Genomic DNA, 22382 nt, shown 5'->3' on the forward strand with positions numbered 1-22382 from the left:
TCTTTCTATGGGTGTGTGTAGTTTCGGATGGTGCTAAAGGCTTGGGCGATTAACGAAGCGTCCTTGTGCCCAGGCGCATATTCCAGACCGGAATTGAGGTCGAGTCCCGCCGTGCCGATCGACAGTGCCTCTTCGAGGTTGTCTAGCCGGAGCCCGCCGGCGAGCAGGGATTTCTCCTTCACTTCAGGGGGAATCGTCCGCCATTCAAAAGTGGTTCCCGTCCCACCATTGCCGGAGTCGAGGACGAGGGCCTCTACTTCTGGTACTAGGTCCGGCGTCAAGGCAGCGAAGTCAGAGTTATTCATGTCGATGCCTCGCCAAAGGTGAAGACCGTCAGCGACGCCGCGTACATCTCGAAGGAATTCCAGCTCTGCTTCCCTACTCCCTTGGAATGGGGCGTGAAGCTGAAGAACCTTGAGGCCGGGGATCTTGGCAAGGCTTCCTAGCGTCTCCAACTCCGTAGACCGCGTCACGGCTACGTACTCCAACTCTGGTTCCGCGGAAATGATGCTTTGTGCGGTTTCACGTGAAACACTGCGGGGCGAATCCGGTGCGAAGATGAGTCCCCCGTAACGAGCTCCAGCAGCGCGGGCTGCTTGTGCGGAGGAGGCGGTGGTAAGGCCGCATACTTTATTGGCGCCAAAGACGAGGTCGCGCGCCGCCCGATCGATGTCCTCCCGGGAGGTCAGCTGGGAGCCCACAAGGAAAGCATGTGCGTGGGCTCCTAAGCGGCGGACGGTGGCATTATCGCGGATTCCAGATTCGGAAACGATCACCTTTCCGTCTGGAACATGGCGGGCTAGGCGTTCGGTGCGGCCCAGGTCGATGCTGAGATCGTGGAGGTTGCGGTTGTTAATGCCGATGATATCGACGCCAAATTTCACTGCGCGAACCACTTCGTCCTCGGTGATGGCTTCAGTCAAGACGTCTAGGCAGAGTTCGTCCGCCAGTGCTTTGAGCTCACCGTAGGTGTCATCGTCCACGATAGACATCATGAGCAAGATGGCATCGGCGCCGTAATAGCGCGCGGCATATACCTGGATGGGATCGACAATAAAGTCCTTGCACAGCACCGGCACATGGGTGGATAGCGCGACGGTCTGCAAGTGGTCGTAGTCGCCGCCAAAACGATCGGGCTCGCACAACACCGAGATGGCGGAGGCATAGCGAGAGTAGATCCGGGCAATATCGCCCGGGCGATAGTCCTCGCGAATTTTGCCAAGGGACGGCGAGGCAGACTTGCACTCCATGATGAAGCGGTTGGTGCCACGGAGGGCGTCGGCAAGCGAACGCTCCGAGCGTGGCACGCTAGCCAGGTCCACGTGGGACAGGCGCTCCCGGAGTGCAGGCAGGTGAGTGCGACGCTGGGTGACGATCTCCTCGAGCACCGTAGGCAAAGTATTCACCGACATTAGCTCTCCTCCCCTATTGCATAGTTGGCGCTCTCGTGGAGCATGAGCCATTCTTCAACAGTGCCGCTGCTGATCAGTTCCTTGGCGTGAGTGACTCCCGCTGCGATAGTCTCCGTGGTCCCGTTGAGGTAAAACATCGCGCCGGCGGTGGCGGCAATGGTGTCACAATGGGCGGGCTCGCCACGGCCGGCAAAAACCGCACGGAGGGCTTGGGCATTCGCGGCGCCGTCGCCGCCTGCAAGGTCCGTCAGCTCGTGGCGCTTGATGCCGAGGTCTTCCGGAGTGAGCTCATAAGTGGCAATCTCGCCGTCCTTGAGCTCCCAGACCTGTGTCGTGCCGTGGGTAGCGATCTCATCCGTGCCAGCACCATGGACGACTAAGGCGCGCTCTCGGCCGAGCTCTCGAAAGACTTCCGCGATGAGTTGGCCTTGGGCTGGGTTGGCGATGCCCATGATTTGCAGTGACGGGCGTCCTGGGGACAGGAGCGGTCCCAGCGTATTGAAGATGGTGGGGATACCTAGCGCCTTGCGGACCGGTTGTACGTGGGCGACCGCTGGGTTGTACGCCGGAGCGAATAGGAACGTGAAGTTGGAAGCTTCAAATTGGCGTACTGCTCGGGCGGCGTCTAGGTCCAGTGGGATATTCAGGGCTTCGAGGACATCGGCCGATCCGGATTTGGAAGAGACCGAGCGGTTGCCATGTTTGATCATCCTCACTCCCCCGGCGGCGGCAACGAGGGAGGCGCCCGTAGTGATATTGATGGTATTCGCGCCATCGCCACCAGTGCCGGCCGAATCCATGAGTCCTTTTCCAGTGATGGGGAATGGATAGCCCACTTTCAAGAAAGCTTTGGCCGCGCCGGCAATGTCTGCGAAGGTCTCGCCGCGGGTGCGAATATGGGTAAGCAGCGCCGCGATATGAATATCGTCGTAGTCGCCCACAGCCAAGGGGGTAAATACCTCCATGGCTTCTTCCATGGTGGGCTGAGAGTTATTCAGGAAGGCTTGCAAGGTACGCAGGGGTGCGTGATTCATTTTTAGTGCTCCATATCCATAGTGGTGTGCATAAATAGTTGATTAACGCAACGCTCAAGCATGAGGGGGCCGCGGGGAGTGAGGATGGACTCAGGGTGGAACTGCACGCCGAAGGCCCTACCGTCGTCCGTTTCGGCCGCCATGGCTACCTCTCCGATGTCCGTGGACGTACGCGCGAGACAACGCATCCCCCGAGGTAGGTCCGTACATCCAAGCGAGTGATAGCGCGCCACCGGAACTTGCGTACCAAGGTGACCCGGTTGGTCCGGCTCAGTATCGGTGGCAAGGCCCTGAAAGACGGGGTGCATAACGCCGGCCTCGGTCAGGGTCATCGGGATGGACTTCCCGTGCACGGGGCCGCACGGTTCGACCGAACCGCCGTGGTGCTCGAGTAGTGCTTGGAAGCCGAGGCATACGCCAAGGATCGGGGTGGTGCCTAGGGTGGCGTCGATAAGTTCCATCATGCAGCCGGCGTCCCGTGGATGACCGGGGCCCGGGGAAAGCACAATAATGTCGGGTTGTGCGCGCAGCACGTCGTGCACCGCTACGGTATTGCGAAACACGGTGGTATCGAACCCAGCAAGGGCATCGACGAGGTTGTAGACAAAAGAATCGTGGTTATCTAGCAGGACAATATGCGGCGAGCTCATCGCTGTACCTCCAACTCGGCTCCGTGTGCAATGGCGATGGCATGGAGTACGGCGTAGGCCTTATGCACCGTTTCATCGGCCTCGGCTTGCGGCACGGAATCCTTGACCACTCCGGCGCCGGCTTGCACCACTGCGGTTCCGTCCTGGACGTAGGCCGAGCGGATGACGATGCAGTTATCCATGGCTCCATCGCCGCGCAGGTACCCCACCGCCCCGCCATAGGATCCGCGGCGCTTCCCCTCCGTGCGGCGCACCAGTTCGGTGGCGCGAAGTTTGGGTGCTCCCGTAAGCGTCCCCATATTCATGCACGCACGGTAGGCATCGAGCGCATCGAAGTCCGGGTGGAGCGTCGCCGTGACACGGGAGACCAAGTGCATGACCCGTGAGTAGCGGTCAACGTGCAGGAGTTCTTCTACCTGCCGGCCGCGGGGCACGGCCACGCGAGCGAGGTCATTGCGTGCAAGATCGACCAGCATCGTGTGTTCCGCAACCTCTTTTTGGTCTGTACGCATGTCCAGCTCGTTGCGGATATCCAGTTCATGGTTGATGCTGCCATCCGGGTTGAGCCCGCGCGGCCGGGTTCCCGCGATGGGATAGAGCTGGACCTGCCTATCTTCTGGCGTGAATTTGAGGTTTGATTCCGGCGAGGCGCCGAAGAGCTCATAGGAGGCACCACGGACGTAGAACATATAGGGCGAGGGGTTGGTCTCGCGCAGTGCCCGGTAGGCAGCCAGGGCGTTGGGGCATTCCACGGTGAAGGCGCGCGCGGGCACTACTTGGTAGATATCACCGGCGTGAATATTGCCTTTAAGCTTGTCGACGTCCGCCCTAAACCCTGCATCATCCACATCGGCCACCGCCCGGATCCTTTCCTTTTGCGGCGCCGTGGGACGAGCAGCCACCGGCAGTGAGGCAAGAGAATCCAACTCTTCCCGCAGGCGTTTGTCGTCGATGTCCCAGCCTTCTAGGTGTGCAGTTCCTTGTAGGTGGTCCACTGCGAGGACCGTTTGGGCTACCAAGAATTCAAAGTCCGGGTAGGTGTTGGCCCCGGGCTCAACCTCAGGCAGTTCCTCAAAAGTAGCGAGGTAGTCATAAGCGAATCCGCCCCCAAGGAACGGCAATAAAGGAGAGGAATAGTTGGCTTCTAATTGCAAGAACCGCAAAATATCAGCGGTAGATTCGGCAAGGAGCCGCTCCCGCTCGTCTGGATGGGTGGACTGCGAGAACTCGAAAACTGCCGCGGTAGTTTCACGTGAAACTAGGCGATGGTGGAACCGGTCCTCGAGGGAAGGAAGGAGCGTCTCCCCTGCCTCCGTGAGGGCGCGTACCTCTACCCTCTGGCCGTGGCATGTTACTTTCAGGGCGGCCCTGAGGACCGCGAGGCAATTGAGATTCTTCTTTGTCTCAATGTCCGCGCTTTCGAGAAGTAGGGAGTCGTGCGGTTGTGCGAGGGCGTCAAAGATTGCGGCCGCATCGCTGCCGTAGGAGATGTCGCGAGTGGCGGTGTATGGCATTGCAGTGCCCTTTCGATGGGTGTGGGGAACGGGGAAACGGATAGGAAGCTTCCGCGAGCAGAGGCACTAAAACGCCAAAAGGCCCGCAGAATGCGAGCCTAAAAATGGGATGTGGAATAAGGCCCGCGGGTTACGCGCGCCACCACCAAGCAGTAGTCATCTTCTTCATAACGGTCATACTAACCTAGATTTCTATAGCCTGTCAGGTAATCGATAAAAATATTCATCCTCTCCCACTATGCGCTTGTGCTTGGCGCCGGACCAAGAAAGCCAGCTAACGAATCGCGGTACTGTGGAGTGCATTCACGCAATGGAGAAAGGTGATGAATATGAGCATCGACCAGAAGGAACTACTAGCGAAGGTCCCCACTCAGCTTTTGATAGGCGGACAGTGGCGCGACGCGTCTTCCGGCGAGACCTTTGACGTAGAAAATCCGGCGACGGGCGCGACCATCGCCACGCTGTCGTCGGCGAATTCTGATGATGCGGTGGCTGCCCTCGACGCTGCCTGTGTGGCCCAAGATGAGTGGGTGCGCACCACCCCGCGCGAGCGCGCTGATATTTTACGCCGCGCCTTTGAATTGGTACACGAGCGCGCCGATGAGTTCGCCACCCTGATGACTCTTGAGATGGGAAAGCCCTTTGCCGAGTCGCAAGGTGAGGTTACCTATGGTGCGGAATACTTGCGGTGGTTTAGTGAGGAAGCCACGCGCGATTATGGCCGCTACTCCCCCGTCCCGGAAGGTACCTTGCGCATGGTTACCCGCCGCAAGCCTGTGGGTCCGTGTCTATTGATTACTCCGTGGAACTTCCCCCTCGCCATGGCCACCCGAAAGGTTGCTCCGGCCGTTGCAGCGGGCTGCACCATGGTCCTGAAGCCGGCCAAGCTGACGCCGCTCACCACGCAGTACTTCGCGCAAACCATGCTCGATGCCGGCCTGCCACAGGGCGTGCTCAATGTGGTCTCCGGCAGCTCCGCTTCGGCCATTTCGGAGCCCTTGCTTGCCGACGCCCGCTTGCGCAAGCTCTCCTTCACCGGTTCTACCCCAGTGGGCAAAACCCTCCTTAAGGGTGCCGCGGATAATGTCTTGCGCACCTCTATGGAGCTTGGCGGTAATGCACCGTTCATTGTTTTCGAGGATGCGGATATTGACCAGGCGGTTGCGGGAGCCATGGGCGCGAAGATGCGCAATATTGGCGAGGCCTGCACTGCGGCCAACCGCTTCTTGGTGCACGAGTCCGTGGCGGAGGAGTTTACGCAAAAGCTGGCAGCAGAGTTTGAGAAACTCGTCGTCGGTAATGGCATGGACGAAGGTGTGACGTGTGGTCCGCTGATTGAGGCTAAGGCACTCGACAATGTTGCATCCTTGGTTGAGGATGCGGTGGACAAGGGTGCGACCGTTGTCACCGGCGGCACCCGCGGCGAGGGCGCGGGTCACTTCTATGCGCCCACTATCCTGAGCAATGTTTCACGTGAAACTCGCGTCGCTCAGGAAGAAATTTTTGGCCCGGTCGCGCCCATCCTCACCTTCAAGGATGAATCGGAAGCGCTAGAGATTGCGAACGATACGGAGTACGGACTTGCCTCCTATGTATATACGGAGGATTCCGATCGCCTCTGGCGCGTTGCCGACGGCCTCGAGTTTGGGCTGATGGGATTCAATGCCGGTGTCATCTCCAATGCCGCTGCCCCATTCGGCGGCGTCAAGCACTCTGGTTTAGGACGCGAAGGCGGCGCCGAAGGTATTGAAGAATATACCTCGGTGCAGTACTTGGGTATCCGTGATCCTTATGCCGGCGCCTAGGATTCAAGAACTTTTCTTAAGCGCGAATAAGTCAACGCTACCTACCCAGTGCGTAGCATTTTCCAGTTCAAAGTGGAGCGATTGTCGGTAGCCGCCCGTGTACGGGCGGCGTCGGTAAGGGCCTGGAAAGCTTTTCAATTAACCTTTGCAGCCTGCGGGGCGTATAGTTCCTCTCCGTAAAATTTAATTTCTATTTCCTTCATCTGCGATGCGTGGCCTTATGGCCAGCGCGTGGAGAGGGAATTTTCTTTTTGTTATTTGGAGTGAGTATATGACGTCTACAGAATCTGCAGCGGCTAAGCCGCCGCTGATTACGCCTACGTTTGTCCTCGCGTGGGTGGCTAATTTTTGTCAGTTCTTGGTCTTCTACCTGTCCGTAACCACCATGGCCCTCTACGCGGTAGAGAGTTTCGGGGCATCGGATACCGTGGGTGGTTTCGCCTCCAGTGCCTTTGTTCTGGGCGCGACGTGCATGCGCGTGTTCTCCGGCTGGATCGTAGACCGCGTGGGCCACAAGAAGGCGGCCTTGACTTCACTGGTCTTCGTCACAGTTGTAGCTGTGGCGTACTTTTTTGCGCATAATGTTGCGGTCTTGATTATCGTGCGAATGGTGCACGGCGCGGGCTATGCCTTGACCTCTACCGCACTCATGGCGGTAGCGCAGTCCGTTATCCCGCACGAGCGCCGTGCGGAAGGCACCGGATACTTCGCCTTGGGCACTACCCTGGCAACCGCGTTCGGTCCAGCTATCGGCCTGTTCTTGGCCAATAACATCGGCTACACTACGCTATTTGCAGTCGCCCTTGGCGCAAATATCGTTTCCCTGATCCTGGCCTTGGTGCTGCGCTATCCGGCCGAGGTTTCCTCCGAAAAGCCGGCCTTTAGGCTGCGCAATGCCGTACACCCCAACGTGGTTCCCATCGGTCTATTCATGCTCCTAGTCGGCATCGCCTACTCCGGCGTGGTTACCTATCTCAACGCCTACGCACGCAAGGAAGACCTGGCCACCGGCGCAGGGCTGTTCTTCATTGGCTATGCGGTCACGATGCTCATCATGCGCTTCGTCTTGGGGCGCATCCAGGACCATAAGGGTGATAATGCCGTGATGTACCTCGGCTTGGCCGCCTTTGTCGTGGCGCTGCTGCTCATGGGCTTCCCCACCAATGACGTCATGCTGGTGGTCGCGGGCGCCTGCACCGGTTTGGGCTTCGGCACCCTCAGCCCCGCCTGCCAAGCCATCTCCGTGCGCTCGGTGCCTGCCGCGCAAATGGGCGCGGGCATCTCCACCATGTTCCTGCTCATGGACCTCGGCATTGGCCTGGCTCCATTCGGCCTGGGCCCCATCGTTGCGGCAACGGGCTTCGACACGATGTATCTCATTCTCGCGGGCCTCGTGGTCATCGCCGCTATCTACTACTTCTTTGTGCACGGCCGCTTCCCTAAGGCGAAGGGGCACCATCTGAGCTTTGAAAAGGGCGAGTAACACAGTTACACTCCCCTACTTCGCACTTAGCATGTAAAACACGCCAGCACTTAGTGCTGGCGTGTTTTTGTTATGCGCGCACTCCGGGCGAGAAGACTGTGCTGGACTCTTGGCAAGCTAAACGTCGTGACGTGGCCTGCGGTTCCGGAAGTAGAGTATGCGTCTAGACTCGCTGTGCAGGGATGTGCCGACTAACGGTCCCGGTCCCTACTGTGGGCCTCTGCGGCTTCCCATAGCGCCGAGTACAAGCCACGGGTGCCTGGCCTGCAGGCCTAGGGCGGGGCAATGACGAGCCCGATATGAGGACGCGGGACGGGCGGATATCTTTCGAGCAGTACCGATATTGATGGGCAACGCTCTAGGTGGATTGGGCCGGCGGACATCGACGCTTATGCGCACCTTGATGGCGGACTATAAGTGCTTGTGTAACTAGGTGCGAAGCGAGTTCTGTTGGTGAGTGGGCAGGCAGCCAGCATCGATAACGCGCCGGGCCAGGGCGCGGTCGCCCATCTTGGCGGCAAAGGCCATGCGCATGGTGATGCCGTGGCTGGGTGGGGTATCCAGCTCGATGGCGTCGCCGGGGCGAATGCGGCCGGGGGAAATGATGCGCAGGTAGGTGCCGCAGTCACCACGCGCGGTCCAGCGCTTGAGCCAGCCGCGCTCCCCTAGCCAGCCGGCGAAGGTGGCACATGGTTGTCGGGGCACGGATACCTCAAGCACGGCGGTGCCGATGCACACGCGCTGATTGATGAGCAGAGCAGACAGATCGATGCCCTGCGTGGTGAGATTTTCGCCAAAGCCGCCGGAGGCCAGCGGGCGGGAAAGTTCAGATTGCCAGTAATCCAGTTCCTCGCGGGAGTAAGCGTAGACGGCCTTATCGTTGCCGCCGTGATGTTGGGTGTCACCAATTATATCGCCGCGCACGCCGGACCCATCGCCGTAATGGGGTCCGGGCGCTGCCAGATCGATAAAGTCCTGCGGTTGCTTATCGATGCCCGAGAACTCATGCCGCCCGCTCGGGTCCGGCCGGCGGACGGCGACATTGGTAGAGATGACCTGCATGCCTGCCACCCTAGCTCAGCGTGAGGGCCTCCGCGGTGAGAATATCGCGGTAGAACAGCTGCGGGGCGAGGGAGACGGCCTCGGCGAGCTGTGGGAGGGCGTCGTCAAGCGTGGCGGCGAAAGCAGGGTCCGCCAGCTGGCCATTGGCCACGCCGCGCGCCGTGATGGCAAAGACATAGGAAATAAACGGCATCCAGGCGGAATCGCCGAGCTCCGAATTGCCATCGCCAAAGGCGTCCAGCGCGAGCAGGGTATGCAGGACGGACTTATCGACGCCCAGCTGTTGCAGCGTCACCCGCAGCTGCATTGCGGTGTTACGCAGGTTAGAAATGGTGCCCAAGCGGGTGAGCGCAAGGTCATTGGCAAAGCACTCGCGCAGTGCGGCGATGCGGTGGGCATCATCGCAGAGCTGGTCGCTGTCCGTTGCTGGCGTAGGTGCCTCGCCCGTTGCACTCATCAGCAGCATGGGGCGGGTGACATCGTCGACGCCGGTGGACGGCACGCGCGCGAGGGAGGCGGAGCCGTGGGCTTCGACGTAGTCATGGGCGGCGTCGGCAAGCGCGGCCAAGAGTGAGGAAGGCTCGGTGGCCGGCTCCTCGCGGCGGAAGGTGCGGGAGACCAAGCCGGTGCGGACAAAGGCGCGCATGCGCTGCCCCGGCTCAAATTCCGCGGCCATAAGTGCATCCATGCTGGCGCGCGGATCGGCCTCAATCTCCTTGATGATTCCCTCGAAGGTTTCCTTGGCCTTGGGTGCGAGGCGGCGCATGGCCGCGTAGGCAGGCCACATACCCTCGGTGTTTTCGGTTTCACCGTCGTGGAAGATGATAAGAGCGCTAGCCGGCGGGTACTGCGGCGCGGCCAAGTCGCTGGCCGGCTCATCCTCGCGGAAGTCCACGATGAGGTGGCCGGCGTCCAGCAGCTCCTCGGGCAGCTCAAAGCCTTCCTCAGTGGGCTCCAGCGGTAGCGGCTCGCCCGCGGGATTGCCCAGCGGCCACGCCCAAGCCAATAGCTCTACCTCCTCCTCGTGCGCCTGCTCGGGGACGAGGATGCCGTCCTCAATGGTTGCGCGGGCGACCAACGGTGCCTTGCGCACGGTGGCGATGGCGGCATAAATGAGGTCGCTGGCCGCGGTGGCCTCATATTCCATGACGCGCCGCTCAAAGCTGCGCTTTTGGTGCGCTGCGCGCTCCTTTTCCGGCAGTCCTTCGAGGTACTCCTCATAGGACAACGTGGACCACAGGAGGTAAAGCTCCAGCGAGGTCTTCTTCGTCAGTGCCGACTTCAGCGCGCGGTTGGGTACGGATAGGCTGGTGGCCGCTTCCGTTGAGCCATTGGCGGTGACCAGGTCCCTAATCTTCTGGTTCTTATCAATAACCACGAACTTTGCCAGCGGCAGTGGCTCCGGAGAATGAATGGTAAAAAGTGCATCCGCATCGAGCTGGTCCGCCAGGATGACCTGCTTATCCAGGTAATCCACGGGCTCGGCCGCGGTGCGTTTGACTCGAGTACGAATCGTCGCCGGCTCCACCTGGAAGGTCAGCTCATAGCCGGCCTCACTGCCGACGGTCTCCTCGCGCACGCTTTCGTCCTCGCCAAAGACGCGCTGGCCCTTTTCCATTTGGATAGCCTTGCCCGGCGCAGAAGCCAAGGCATAGCTAAACGGCGAAAGGTTGCCCAGGGCATCGATAAAGCGAAAGTTGGTGCCGCGCGGGCCCTCGTTCTTGGCACGCATGTGCAGCGACTCCGCAAAATTGAGGTACTGGATATCCACCAGTTCCTCGTCCTTGTACAGGGTGAAGCGGTAGCGGCCCACCCAGGGATCCTCGAAGGCGTCTGCGGGAAGTACCTCGTGAATGCCCTCCGGTAGTTCATCCTCCAGCACGGCCTCCTCTTCCCCACCAATGGGGACATAGGCCAGCTCCATGCTGAGTTCCGTATTGGCGATGACCCGCGGGGACTGGGTATAGACCAGTTCACCATCTAGGCCATGGGCATTAGGTAGCGTCTTCACGGCCATGTCCCAGGCAAAATCAGGGCTGCCGGACACCTTGATGGTCGCGGATTCTTGGCGCGGAACCTCCACGGTGAAAGACTGGCTGACCTCGACCGGGGCGATGGTCCAGCCCTCCCATGCACCGTGGGGACGGGCCTCGCCGACCTTGGCCTTAGCAAGCTCCGTGCCGGTGGGGGCGATGAAGGTATAAGAACCCTTGGCTACCGCTGTGGTGGTATCGATTGGGCGATGGGTGGAATCGAGCAGCAATCCGCCATTGGCCACGCCGGCAAACTCCAAGGTGTGCTCCTCAAAGGAAACGCTGAGGTGGCTAAAGGCACGCGGCATGCTGATCCACAAGCCGGGCTCCTCGCCCTCCACGTAGTAGAACTTGCGGGTGTCCTCGCTGCCGTCGAGCAGCTGTGCGGTCACGGTCCACTGGGGATCTTCTGGCTCATAACCTGCGGTTACGGCCGGTAGGTACAGCTCCAATGTGTTGGTAGCTGGGGAGAGGCGCAGGTGCGGGATCCCCTGAAATACCGCTGCGTCTGCAAAAGATGATAGCTGGCTGCGAAACTTCTCCTGGCTCATTTACCCCAGCCTAGATCATTTTCATGCAGATCTGCATTTTGGCTGCGAGCGGCGGAAATGGCGCGAAAACCGGGGGCGATTACGGCGGGGATTTTGGATGTGCGTGCCAAGCAGAACGCGGAAAGCATAGCGAACTACCCCGCGCCGGGATGCGGCTATTACACTGTGTGATTATGACTACCCAGAGCGATTCCACTTCGTACCGCTATACCCCGGAGCTGGCGAACCAGATCGAGAAGACCTGGCAGCAGTACTGGAAAGACAATGGCACCTTTAATGCCCCGAACCCGGTAGGCGAGCTCGCCACCGATGCGGGCGAGTTGCCTAAGGAAAAGCTCAATGTGCAGGATATGTTCCCCTACCCTTCCGGTGCGGGCCTGCACGTGGGACACCCACTGGGATATATCGCCACCGATACGTACGCCCGCTATAACCGCATGCTGGGCAAGAACGTGTTGCACACCTTGGGCTACGATGCCTTCGGCCTGCCGGCCGAGCAGTACGCCATCCAGACCGGTACCCACCCGCGCACCACCACCGAGGCGAATATTGAAAACATGCGCCGCCAGCTGGGCATGTTGGGCCTGGGCCACGATCCGCGCCGCTCCGTGGAATCAACCGATCCGGAGTTCTTCAAGTGGACGCAGTGGATCTTCCTGCAAATTTATAACTCTTGGTTCGATGAGGAGCAGCAGAAGGCGCGCCCGATTGCAGAGCTCATCAAGGAGCTGGAGGCCAATAAGCGCACCACTAAGGATGGCCGCTACTACGAGGACCTCACCGAAGAGGAAAAGGCCGCGGCCATCGATGAATTCCGCCTGGTCTACCTGTCTAATTCCACGGTGAATTGGTGCCCGGGCTTGGGTACCGTGCTGGCAAATGAGGAGGTCACCGCTGAGGGCAAGTCCGAGCGCGGCAATTTCCCGGTCTTCCGCAAGAACCTTTCGCAGTGGATGATGCGCATTACCGCCTACTCCGATCGCTTGCTGGATGATCTGGAGCTTTTGGATTGGCCGGACAAGGTCAAGTCCATGCAGCGCAATTGGATCGGCCGTTCCCGCGGCGCAGAGGTCTCCTTCCCTGCCGAGGGCTACGAGATTGAGGTCTTTACCACCCGCCCGGATACCCTCTTCGGTGCCGAGTACGTGGTGCTGGCCCCAGAGCACGAGCTTGTCGACGCCCTCCTCTCCCCCATCCCTTATGACGATGACGTGGATGAGCGTTGGACCTATGGCCACGATGATCCGAAGGAGGCCGTGGAGTCCTACCGCACCGATATTGCCGCCAAGTCCGACCTGGAGCGCCAGGAGAACAAGGAAAAGACTGGCGTCTTCCTGGGTACTTATGCCACCAACCCGGTTTCTGGCAAGAAGGTCCCGATCTTCATCGCGGACTATGTCCTGACCGGCTACGGCACCGGCGCCATCATGGCAGTTCCGGCGCATGACACCCGTGACTACGAGTTTGCCCAGGCCTTCGGCCTACCTATTACGGAGGTTGTCTCTGGCGGAAACGTGGAGGAAGAAGCCTGGACCGAGGACGGCGCGCTGGTTAATTCCTCCAACGACAAAGGCCTGGATCTTAACGGCCTGAATAAGGCCGAGGCCATTGCCGCGGCCATTGAATGGCTGGAAAAGGACGGCTCTGGCCGCGAAAAGGTGCAGTACAAGCTGCGCGATTGGCTCTTCGCCCGCCAGCGTTACTGGGGCGAGCCCTTCCCCATCGTCTACGACAAGGACGGCTTTGCCCACGCCCTGCCGGAATCCATGCTGCCGGTAGAGCTGCCAGAGGTAGAAGATTATAAACCCGTTTCCTTTGATCCCGAGGACAAGGATTCCGAGCCACAACCACCGCTGGCAAAGGTGCGCGATTGGGTCGAGGTAGAGCTGGATCTGGGCGACGGTCCACAGACCTATTTCCGCGATACCAACGTTATGCCGCAGTGGGCGGGTTCTTCCTGGTACCAGCTGCGCTATATCGATCCCCGCAATGATGAGGCATTCTGCGATATCGAAAACGAGCGCTACTGGACCGGCCCGCGTCCGGAGCAGCATGGCCCGCAGGACCCGGGCGGCGTGGACCTCTACGTCGGCGGCGTCGAGCACGCCGTGCTGCATCTGCTCTACTCCCGCTTCTGGCATAAGGTGCTCTTTGACCTGGGCTTTGTTAGCTCCCAAGAACCCTACCGCCGCCTGTACAACCAGGGTTATATCCAGGCCTATGCCTACACGGATTCCCGCGGCGTGTACGTTCCGGCCGCGGAAGTAGAGGAAAAGGACGGCAAGTTCTACTACAACGGCGAAGAGGTCAATCAGGAGTACGGCAAGATGGGCAAGTCCCTCAAGAATGCCGTGGCTCCGGACGATATTTGCCGCGACTTCGGTGCCGATACCCTGCGTGTTTATGAGATGTCCATGGGTCCGCTGGATACGTCTCGCCCGTGGGCTACCAAGGACGTCGTAGGCTCCCAGCGCTTCTTGCAGCGCCTGTGGCGCCTAGCCATCAATGAGGACACCGGCGAGCTGGCCACTACCGACGCCGCCTTGAGCGAGGATGACCTCAAGCAGCTCCACCGCACCATCGCAGGCGTGCGCGATGATTACGAGAACTTGCGGCTTAATACCGTGGTGGCCAAGCTCATCGAGTACGTCAACTACCTGACTAAGACCTACCGCACCGAGGCCCCGCGCGCCGCCGTGGAGCCGATCGCACAGTTGGTCTCCCCCATTGCCCCGCATATCGCGGAGGAACTGTGGCAGCGCTTCGGCCATGACGAGACCATCACCTACCAGCCCTTCCCCACCTTTGAGGAAAAATACCTGGTAGACGACGAGATTGAGGTGCCGGTTCAGATCAACGGCAAGGTCAAGGCCCGGATTAACGTGGCCGCTGATGCGGACCAGGACGCGGTCTTTGACGTTGCCCTCGCCGACGCAAAGATTGCCGATCTGACCAACGGCAAGAACGTGGTGAAAAAGATCTACGTTCCGGGCCGCATGGTCAACCTCGTGGTCAAGTAGTTACTCGTCCCAAAATTCCGTGGCGCACAGCGCAATGCCGTGCGCCCGGATCCCCTGGCCGACCTCCAGCTTCTCGTTCACAATGAGCGGGAGGCCGTCGAGGTCGCATACCCAAAACTCCCCCATGCCCAGCTCATTGCTGTGCTTGGCGACGCCCCCGATAGTCCCCGCCACTTCCACCTGCGGGTTGAGCATGCTGGGCTTGAAGTTTCGGTAGAAGCGCTCGGTAGCAGGCGAAGTCAAGGAAAACTCTTCCGGCTCCCCTACCTCGTACTTCAATGCCACAACCGCTGGCCGCACCTGTCCCTGGAGCTTTTCTCCTCCGACTGGGTTGCCTGCCGGCAGGGCAAAGGGCGCATCCGCCAACGCTGCGAACTGTAAATCCCCCGTTTCCACAATGCCGATATAAGGCGTTGCGCGATATATCGTGCCCGGTGCCTCTTCCCCGCCCCGGTAGGAAGGAACTGCGGCCCACTCCCCTTCGTACTCCATAGCGGTGACCGCCATGTCGGACGGGTCGGCGTGGAATAGTACTCGATCAAATCCGGGCGCATCCCACATGTCGTGGTCGGTGGGCAGCTCCCCAATGAGTTCTTCCATATCCACGAAGTCGAAACCGCACGTGCTAAATAGCTTATCCATGCTTGCCATTCTAAACGCTGCGGTCTCCTCTGCCGGAGCAGTCATTGCCTTCACAGCCGCATTTTTGTCGCGGGTATTTGCTTCATTATTTAATTGTCAGGTCAAGAACATACCTACTCAAACAATAGTGAGTACCAGCAGATAGGTATTCAAAAGGAAAATTAAGGTGTTTTCGCTAGCAAAGGTATGGGTTTGTGAAATTGTGGCTCTCTTAGACCTACATCCTTATTCAGTAGTGGGAGTTGGTGTATCAACTCTCGACAAGCCGATGAGTTGCTAGATCAACTGCGCAGTATAGACTGGTGAAAGAAGGAGAACCAAAGGAGGAATGCGATGCGTGTGGAGCAGAGTGCGGCGTGGGCTGACTTTGTTGCCATGCAAGAGGCGCTCCACGCGCGGCTTTCTGGAGAGCTGCAGAGTGGCTCTAGTTTGAGTGAGGCAGACTACGCGGTTTTGGCCGTTCTGTATCGTCGCCGCCAGATTCCTACACGCCCGCATGAATTAGCGGCCGAGCTCCGGTGGGAGAAATCGCGATTGCACCGTCAGCTGGTGCGCATGGAACGCCGAAAATTGGTTTCCAGGCGCGAGGCGCCGGAGTTAGGAACCCGCGCGGTTGAAGTCACTGTGACGGAACAGGGAAGTAGTGCTTTCAACGCGGCGATCGCGCGACATACCGCCGCAGTCGAGGAAATCGTGGTGGGTACCCTTAGTGATGAAGACCTACAAACCTTGGGCAGGATTTCCCGCACGTTGCTACGCGGGGTAGTTAAAGAGGGGACGTCGGAAAGCTAGCGCGTCGCGGGGTGACCTTTCCTACAAACGGGTATACAAAAAGCACCCGCCAAGAAGGCGGGTGCCGCGAAAGAGTGTCTAGGAGTAGCCTAGGAAATTTTGAGGACGGTGCGTCCGTGGTGGGTTCCCTCGAGGAGGGACTTGGATTCCTCGACAACATCCGACAGCGGAATCGTATTGGTCAGGGACTCAAGGATGGACCGGTCCAGCTTGCGCGCGAGCAGTTGCCATGCGTTCTGGCGGTAGTGCAGCGGGGCGTCGACAGAGTTAACGCCGGCGAGGTGCACATTGCGCAGAATGAACGGCAAGACGGTGGTGGGCAGGTCTGGGCCGGCGGCCATGCCGGTGGAGGCGACGGTGCCGCCCCACACAGTGCGGGCCAATACGTTAGCCAAGATATTGGAGCCGGAGGTATCAATCGCACCGGCATACGTTGCCTTCTGCAGGGGCTTTCCGGCCTCAGCAAATTCGGCGCGGTCCACAATGGTATGGGCACCGAGCTCGTGGAGGTACTGGGAATAGTCATCTGGGCGGCCGGTCATGGCGTGGACCTCGTAACCGGCATTGGACAGTAGATTCACGGCGATGGAGCCTACGCCACCGGTGGCGCCGGTGACCAAGACGGGGCCATCGGGAAGCCCGCGCAACGAATTAACGCACAGGGCGGCAGTGTAACCTGCGGTTCCCACGGCGGCCGCCTGCTCTGCTGTGAAGTCTGCTGGCAACGCAACGGTTGCCTGGGAATTCACCCGCTGCTTCGGGGTGTAGCCGCCGTGGCGGAATTCACCGAGGCCATCGCCGAAAGACGCTACCAGGGTGCCAACCGGGAGTCGTTCCACGTTGGACTCGGCAACGGTGCCGACCACGTCGATGCCCGGAACCAGTGGGCTGGTGCGCATGACGCCACGATCGCCGGCAATTGCCATGGCGTCTTTGTAGTTCAGCGAAGAATAAGAAACATCGACGGTAAGGTCGCCTTCGCCGAAAAACTCTCCCTCTTCAAAGGAGGTCGTAACGGATTTATCTTCGTTGCGAGTAACTAGTAGAGTGCTCATGCTCACCATCGTACGTTAAATGTGATGCAGCCATTTAACAGCGAATCTCACGGAGAATTTTCAGGCTCGCTTGTTAACTTGAACAACATGACGATGACCACGATGCCCGCCCGCGCCTCGCGCCAGATTGGTGCGCGTGGCATGCCTGCTAAGCGCACGCTGTGGCGCAGTGCAGCCGTAGCCTGCGTGGTTGTCATGGTGGCTATCGCAGTAGCTACGGTGGGAAAGCCCTTTATAGATATCCCCGGTGTGGTTGATGCGTCTGCGCACGCACGCCGCAGTCTAGATTTGCAGATGCTTAATGGGTTTAATAACCCTCATCCGTGGTGGGGTCCGTGGACCAATACCTTTGGTAATATCGCGCTGTTTATGCCGCTCGGTGCGTGCTTGGTAGTAATGGGGCACAATTCGCGGCGCATCCGCTTTGGCCGCGGTGGAACCATCCTTCTGGCGATGGCGCTCAGCCTGGGTATCGAAATTACCCAATACGTATTCTCGCTGGGATTTAGCGACGTAGACGACTTGGTCTTCAATACCCTCGGCGCATCCTTGGGTGCGTTCCTGCTAAGCCGGAGCAGTTTTAAGGCGCAGCTGCGAGCTGTGCGCTTCATCGGCTGGACTGCGGCGGCGGGACTGGGTGCTCTCGCTGCAGTAATCTTGGCCGGAGTGATTGTTTAGCGCCCTAGGGTGACTCGGTGTCCGAAGTTGAACATATCGAGGGAATCACCCTTCTCTAGGCCCTCAAACATCCCTGCGGGATTGGACGGAACCATGCCGGTGACTTGCGATACGCCGTAGTCTTCCAGCAGTACTGGGGCTAGGGGAGTTGATGGGCCTAGGACGACATTGAAGGACTCGCGGGAGAGCTCGAGCAGGCGGGGAGCGGTTTTATTGACAAAGGCGGAGCCGGTAATAAAAACATAATCGCACTCGGGCAGGATGTATTCGGCGGCGGAATCGGGATAGTCGCCCTCATTGAGCGAGCGCTCCAACATATAAAAATCCGCAGCCTGGTTGAGTGCCTTGGGCGCAAAAGGGAAGTGGCCAATGACCGCGACCTTCTTCCCAGCGACGGCCTCGCGGAAGGGATCGAAGATGTGGGGCCAAGGGGCGTCGGCAAGCGCAAAGCCATGCTCATCGGCCACGGAAGGCGTGGCGTAGTAGGAATTTAGCGCGGCCATGCCGAAGGAAGCCTCCGAGAAATTCCAACTCTTAGCTAACTGAGCAATGGCGCGTAGAGGAACCCCGGAATACTCGGCGCGCATCTGGGCCGGGCGGGAGGTTGCTGACATGGTCATGGCCATGCCGCAGCTAGGACTTTCGGTGTATACCCGGGTCCACCGCGGGCCTTGGGCGGCGCGGGAGACCACTATGTCACGGGGAATGGCATTGATGAGGTCATCGTAGAGATCCCAGGCAGACATGTATAAACCAGCTTTCCCACATTGTGTCGCATTCTCTGCGTGAAGGCAGTGTAGTCGAATTAGCTGGGACCAACCTATAGCTTTAGTCACATATATTCGCCACATCGTGCGCGGTCTGCCTGGCAAAGGGGCTTACCCCGGTAATGGTGGCGGAGCCGGGGCCGGTCCACGTGCCGTAACCTACGAGGAAGAGGCCATCGACGGTGGGGGAGGAGCCATCAAGAAGCCCGCGGATTGGCCGGAGGGCAGGCCGGAAACCGGTGCACCAGATGAGGTGGTCTGCGGTGACTTCAGTAAGCGAAGAAAACATGGGGGTGGCCTGCAAAAGTCCGGAATCTCGTGCGCGTAGGACCGGTGGAACCATCACAATATCGCCCAGGTTGGAATCCGCGCCGGGGTCTGGTTCGCCGCGCAGCATGGCGTTGAGGCGGGCGCGATTGCGCTGAAAGAGTACGCGGCCGTCAACATCATCGGGCATCCACCGCGGGGAGTTGCGGGTATACCAGGTGGTATCCACGCCGGAAAGCAGGAGCTCGGCCGCAATCTGGGCGCCGGAATTTGCTGCGCCCACGACCGCCACGGTGGAGCCAACAAAGTCCTCTGGGCCTGGGTAGAAAGCCGAATGCCAGTGCTGTCCACCAAAGTCGCCGGGGTAATAGGGGATAAAAGGCGCGGACCACGTTCCCGTGGCTGCCACGACCGTGCGCGCGGTCAGATGCTCTGTACCGGCGAAGATGTGGAAGCATGCGCCGTCATGGGTTACCTCATCCACTGTGACCGGCCGGCGAATGGGCAGTTCATAGCGCTGCTCGTAGCGCGCAAAATAGTCGATAACGTGGCTGGCCGGCGGAAAGCCCTCGTGGTGGGGCATGGGCCACCCCGGCAGGTTAGAGGAGGCGGAATTGCTAAAGAGCGTAAGCGAAGGCCAGGCGTGGCGCCAGGCCGCGCCGGGGCCGGGCTCGGCGTCCAGAATGACAAAATCCAGCCCCTTCTTGCGCAGGTAGTAGCCCACCGCAAGACCCGCCTGGCCGGCACCGATGACTATGCAATCCAGCATTAAATGAGCTTCCTCTCCCGCGCCACGGTCACCGCGGCGGTGCGAGTTTCCACGCCCAACTTCTGGAAGATATGGATGAGGTGGGTCTTGACCGTGGCTTCGGAGATGAAGAGCTGCTTGGCCAGCTCCTTATTGGAGGAACCGGTGGACAGCGCCCGGAGGATTTCTAGCTCGCGGGTGGAGAGCGATTCTTGCGGCCGGCCCACTCGCTGGGCCAGGAGATCTACCACCTCCGGCGCCAAGGTGCGGCGGTGCGCGGCGGTATTGAGCACGGCCTCGTGCAGCGCCTGCTCCGGGGAATCCTTGAGTAGATAGCCCATCGCGCCGGCCTCCACGGCGGCAAGGATATCGGCCTGCGTGTCATAGGTGGTCAGGATGAGCACCGGTGGGCCGCCGGCCTCCACCACGCGCTTGGTGGCCGCGATGCCATCCATGCCGGGCATCTGGATATCGCAGACCACGGCGTCTACCTGCGGGGCGTTGTCAATAAAGAGCTTATCCACATCCGCGCCGGTAGAGCCTTCCATGACTACCTCGACATCGGAGAAGGTATTGAGGATGGCACGCAGGCCGGCGCGGACCACTGGGTGATCATCAATCAGCATGACATTAACCATTGCTTTTCTCCTTCAGCGGGATACGGACGGCCAGGGCGGTACCTTCGCCGGATTCCAGGTTCATGGTGCCGCCCACAGCTTCCACGCGGCCGCGGAGGCCGGTAAGCCCGAAACCATGATCCCTGCCACTGGGGCGAGGGGAGGCGGATAGTCCGCGTCCATTATCAACGACGTCCAAGGTCACCGCATCCTCGAAAAGGCCGAGCGTAACCACCGCGCGCGAGGCGTGGGCGTGTTTGATGACGTTATTCAGGCCCTCTTGCGCGGCGCGCACGATGACCTCTTTGATGTGTTCGGGCACCTTGCCGCTGCCGGAAACCACCAGCTCAAAGGTGGTCTCTTTCCCCAAGGCTTTCACACGGCTGCGCATCTGGGACAGCAGGGAGGTGAGCTGGGTTTCCAGCCGCTCATCGGGGCCGGCGAGTTCGCGGACGAAGCGGCGGGCCTCGGCCAGATTCTCGCTCGCGACATCCTCGATGACCGCCAGCTGCTCTTCTTTGGTGCGGGGATCATCGGTGCCACGGGCCGCGCGGGAGAGCAGCAAGATGGAGCTAAGGCCTTGCGCGACGGTGTCATGGATCTCCCGGGAGAGGCGCTCACGCTCCTCTAGCCGGCCGGCTTGGTGTTCGCTGGCGGCCAGCTCGGCTTGGGTTTCGCGCAGCTGCTTGGCGATGTCCCTGTGGTGCGCCGCTTCTGCCTGCAGGCGCCGTTGGATGAAAAAGACCGTTGCCGCAAAGGCGGTGCCGATAAGCGGGCCCACGGCCGCAGCGATGGACCAGCCCTCGGGGTGTAGCCAGGCGGGAATGAAGGCGGCCGCCGCCCACAGCACGGCGATGGAAACCAACCCAGGCACGGTGGGCAAAGCACGCAGAAAGACAAAAATGAGCGGGAATTCCAGCCACATGAAATCTTGCGCATGGACCATCAGGCCCAGCCACAGCACGCATAGCCCACCTAGCCATAGCCATGTGGGCAGCCAACGTTGTGCGGAGTAGACCACGGCGAGGGCGATGGCTAAGCCGATCACCCGGGCATCGAGCCGGCCGTCCACATAGGCGCGCGCCACGCCGAATACCAGCAGAAACGCGAACATGGCGTGGAGGCCATAGACCCATAGTTTTTGTCCTTTAAACACAACCACCCAGGATATCCGCGCACGGGTGGACCGTGAATCAACCACTTGGTTGACTCGAGGTTCAGCGAGCTGGCCGATTACTTCTGACCTGCATAAAGCGAATATAGAACTATGTTCCTAGCAATCAGAGAAATCACCACAGCGCGCGGCCGCTTCGCGCTCATCGGCGGCACGGTTGCGCTCATTACCCTTCTACTCGTGATGCTCTCCGGCCTCACGGAGGGCCTGTCCAAGCAGAATACTTCCGCGTTGGAGTCCCTGGAAGAGGAGTACCCATATATTTCCTTCTCCACCGAGGATCCCTCCTTCAGCGAGTCCGAGATGCACGCTGGCGATATCGTCAGCGATGGCATTCCTCTAGGCGCTGCCCAGACCAAGCTGGAGGGCCACGGCGGCGTTGCCGTCCTCAGCCTGCCGGCCGGCACTCAGGTTCCGGGTAGCGATAAGACCATCCCGGAGCAGGGAGTGCTCCTGCCAGAGTCCATCGACGCGGCCGATACCGTCACCCTAGGCGGCGCCGACTTTTCGGTGGAGGGCACCGTCCCAGAGACCATGTACTCCCACTCCGAGGTGGTATGGGCGTCTACCGAAACTTGGCAGCGCATCAGCCACGCTCCGCAAGGCGTGATTGGTACGGCAGCGCTATATAAACAAGAGGTTCCAGGCTCCGTGAAGGTGTCCACGTCCTTCTCCGGCTTGGCGGCCTATCAGTCTGAGCGCGGCTCGCTGCTTACCATGCAGGGCTTCTTGTACGGCATCTCCGCACTGGTCACCGTCGCTTTCTTGACCGTGTGGACCATCCAGCGCACCCGCGACCTGTCCATCCTGCGCGCGCTCGGCGCCACCGTGCGCTACCTCTTGCGCGATGCCCTGGCACAGGCCGCCATCATCTTGGCTGCCGGCACCATTGTGGGCGCCGTCGTTGGTTGGGTGCTCGGCGCGCTTGCCTCCGGCACCGTGCCCTTCGATGTTTCCCTGCGCACCATCGCCGTTCCCGCGGTTGGCATCTGGGCCCTCGGCATGGCCGGCGCCCTTATTGCTACCCGCCGCGTAGCTAAAGCCAACCCACTCGATGCCCTTGGAGGAAATGCTTAAT

General features: G+C 60.1%; 18 protein-coding genes. 6 read left to right on the forward strand and 12 right to left on the reverse strand.

Features of this window, described 5'->3' with window-relative positions:
- Positions 1-5: 5 nt before the first annotated feature.
- Genes trpCF through QP324_RS06070 form a run of 4 tightly spaced genes read right to left on the reverse strand, consistent with a single transcriptional unit; the run spans position 6 to position 4610 of the window.
- A complete protein-coding gene (gene trpCF, locus QP324_RS06055) occupies positions 6-1412 on the reverse strand; it encodes a bifunctional indole-3-glycerol-phosphate synthase TrpC/phosphoribosylanthranilate isomerase TrpF (protein ID WP_284815064.1) in 1407 nt (468 codons plus the stop codon).
- On the reverse strand, positions 1412-2446 hold the full coding sequence (gene trpD, locus QP324_RS06060) for an anthranilate phosphoribosyltransferase (RefSeq protein ID WP_284815066.1): 1035 nt from the start codon (positions 2444-2446) through the stop codon (positions 1412-1414). Before trpD ends, trpCF begins: the two co-directional genes overlap by 1 nt.
- 2 nt (positions 2447-2448) lie before the next feature.
- Positions 2449-3096 carry an anthranilate synthase component II gene (locus QP324_RS06065; RefSeq protein WP_239278996.1) on the reverse strand — a complete coding sequence of 216 codons (648 nt, stop codon included), beginning with the start codon at positions 3094-3096 and terminating at the stop codon, positions 2449-2451.
- Positions 3093-4610 (reverse strand): anthranilate synthase component 1, encoded by a 1518-nt coding sequence (locus tag QP324_RS06070; protein ID WP_284815069.1) that lies wholly within the window; start codon positions 4608-4610, stop codon positions 3093-3095. Before QP324_RS06070 ends, QP324_RS06065 begins: the two co-directional genes overlap by 4 nt.
- A 329-nt stretch (positions 4611-4939) precedes the next feature.
- Here QP324_RS06070 and QP324_RS06075 point away from each other — a divergent pair, with 329 nt between their 5' ends.
- Together QP324_RS06075 and QP324_RS06080 are read left to right on the forward strand one after the other, a co-directional pair.
- Positions 4940-6415 (forward strand): NAD-dependent succinate-semialdehyde dehydrogenase, encoded by a 1476-nt coding sequence (locus QP324_RS06075; protein WP_284815070.1) that lies wholly within the window; start codon positions 4940-4942, stop codon positions 6413-6415.
- A gap of 271 nt (positions 6416-6686) precedes the next feature.
- Complete coding sequence (locus tag QP324_RS06080; protein ID WP_284769066.1) at positions 6687-7898, forward strand: MFS transporter; 1212 nt, start codon at positions 6687-6689, stop codon at positions 7896-7898.
- A gap of 429 nt (positions 7899-8327) precedes the next feature.
- Here QP324_RS06080 and QP324_RS06085 read toward each other — a convergent pair whose 3' ends face one another.
- Together QP324_RS06085 and QP324_RS06090 are read right to left on the reverse strand one after the other, a co-directional pair.
- Positions 8328-8960, reverse strand: coding sequence for an MOSC domain-containing protein (locus QP324_RS06085; RefSeq protein WP_005326944.1), 633 nt, complete (start codon positions 8958-8960; stop codon positions 8328-8330).
- A 10-nt stretch (positions 8961-8970) separates the two neighbouring features.
- The gene (locus tag QP324_RS06090) at positions 8971-11544 is read right to left on the reverse strand and encodes a hypothetical protein (RefSeq protein WP_239279001.1); all 2574 of its coding nucleotides are present in this window, start codon (positions 11542-11544) and stop codon (positions 8971-8973) included.
- Positions 11545-11717: 173 nt separating this feature from the next.
- Here QP324_RS06090 and leuS point away from each other — a divergent pair, with 173 nt between their 5' ends.
- The gene (gene leuS / locus QP324_RS06095) at positions 11718-14564 is read left to right on the forward strand and encodes a leucine--tRNA ligase (protein WP_284815073.1); all 2847 of its coding nucleotides are present in this window, start codon (positions 11718-11720) and stop codon (positions 14562-14564) included.
- Here the strand turns inward: leuS and QP324_RS06100 are convergent, their stop codons facing one another.
- Positions 14565-15206 carry a hypothetical protein gene (locus QP324_RS06100; protein ID WP_284815075.1) on the reverse strand — a complete coding sequence of 214 codons (642 nt, stop codon included), beginning with the start codon at positions 15204-15206 and terminating at the stop codon, positions 14565-14567.
- Positions 15207-15539: 333 nt separating this feature from the next.
- On the opposite strand from QP324_RS06100, the gene QP324_RS06105 reads away from it, so the two are divergent.
- The gene (locus tag QP324_RS06105) at positions 15540-15998 is read left to right on the forward strand and encodes a MarR family winged helix-turn-helix transcriptional regulator (RefSeq protein ID WP_284815077.1); all 459 of its coding nucleotides are present in this window, start codon (positions 15540-15542) and stop codon (positions 15996-15998) included.
- A gap of 89 nt (positions 15999-16087) precedes the next feature.
- Here QP324_RS06105 and QP324_RS06110 read toward each other — a convergent pair whose 3' ends face one another.
- The gene (locus tag QP324_RS06110) at positions 16088-17062 is read right to left on the reverse strand and encodes an MDR family oxidoreductase (protein WP_239279005.1); all 975 of its coding nucleotides are present in this window, start codon (positions 17060-17062) and stop codon (positions 16088-16090) included.
- 78 nt (positions 17063-17140) lie between these two features.
- On the opposite strand from QP324_RS06110, the gene QP324_RS06115 reads away from it, so the two are divergent.
- A complete protein-coding gene (locus tag QP324_RS06115; RefSeq protein ID WP_239279006.1) occupies positions 17141-17731 on the forward strand; it encodes a VanZ family protein in 591 nt (196 codons plus the stop codon).
- Here the strand turns inward: QP324_RS06115 and QP324_RS06120 are convergent.
- From QP324_RS06120 to QP324_RS06135, 4 genes are all read right to left on the reverse strand, one after another.
- Positions 17728-18477, reverse strand: a complete 750-nt coding sequence (locus tag QP324_RS06120; protein WP_284815080.1) for a DUF364 domain-containing protein — start codon at positions 18475-18477, stop codon at positions 17728-17730. The two genes, QP324_RS06115 and QP324_RS06120, sit on opposite strands and share 4 nt — an antisense overlap.
- Positions 18478-18559: 82 nt before the next feature.
- Positions 18560-19534: an NAD(P)-binding domain-containing protein gene (locus QP324_RS06125; protein ID WP_284815082.1), complete on the reverse strand. Its 975-nt coding sequence runs from the start codon at positions 19532-19534 to the stop codon at positions 18560-18562.
- On the reverse strand, positions 19534-20151 hold the full coding sequence (locus tag QP324_RS06130; RefSeq protein ID WP_284815084.1) for a response regulator transcription factor: 618 nt from the start codon (positions 20149-20151) through the stop codon (positions 19534-19536). Before QP324_RS06130 ends, QP324_RS06125 begins: the two co-directional genes overlap by 1 nt.
- On the reverse strand, positions 20144-21244 hold the full coding sequence (locus QP324_RS06135; protein ID WP_284815115.1) for a sensor histidine kinase: 1101 nt from the start codon (positions 21242-21244) through the stop codon (positions 20144-20146). The genes QP324_RS06130 and QP324_RS06135 overlap by 8 nt, the downstream gene beginning before the upstream one ends.
- Positions 21245-21397: 153 nt before the next feature.
- On the opposite strand from QP324_RS06135, the gene QP324_RS06140 reads away from it, so the two are divergent.
- Positions 21398-22381 carry an ABC transporter permease gene (locus QP324_RS06140; RefSeq protein ID WP_284815086.1) on the forward strand — a complete coding sequence of 328 codons (984 nt, stop codon included), beginning with the start codon at positions 21398-21400 and terminating at the stop codon, positions 22379-22381.
- Position 22382: the final 1 nt, after the last annotated feature.

The organism is Corynebacterium sp. UMB0012, from assembly GCF_030216265.1.
GTDB lineage: Bacteria > Actinomycetota > Actinomycetes > Mycobacteriales > Mycobacteriaceae > Corynebacterium.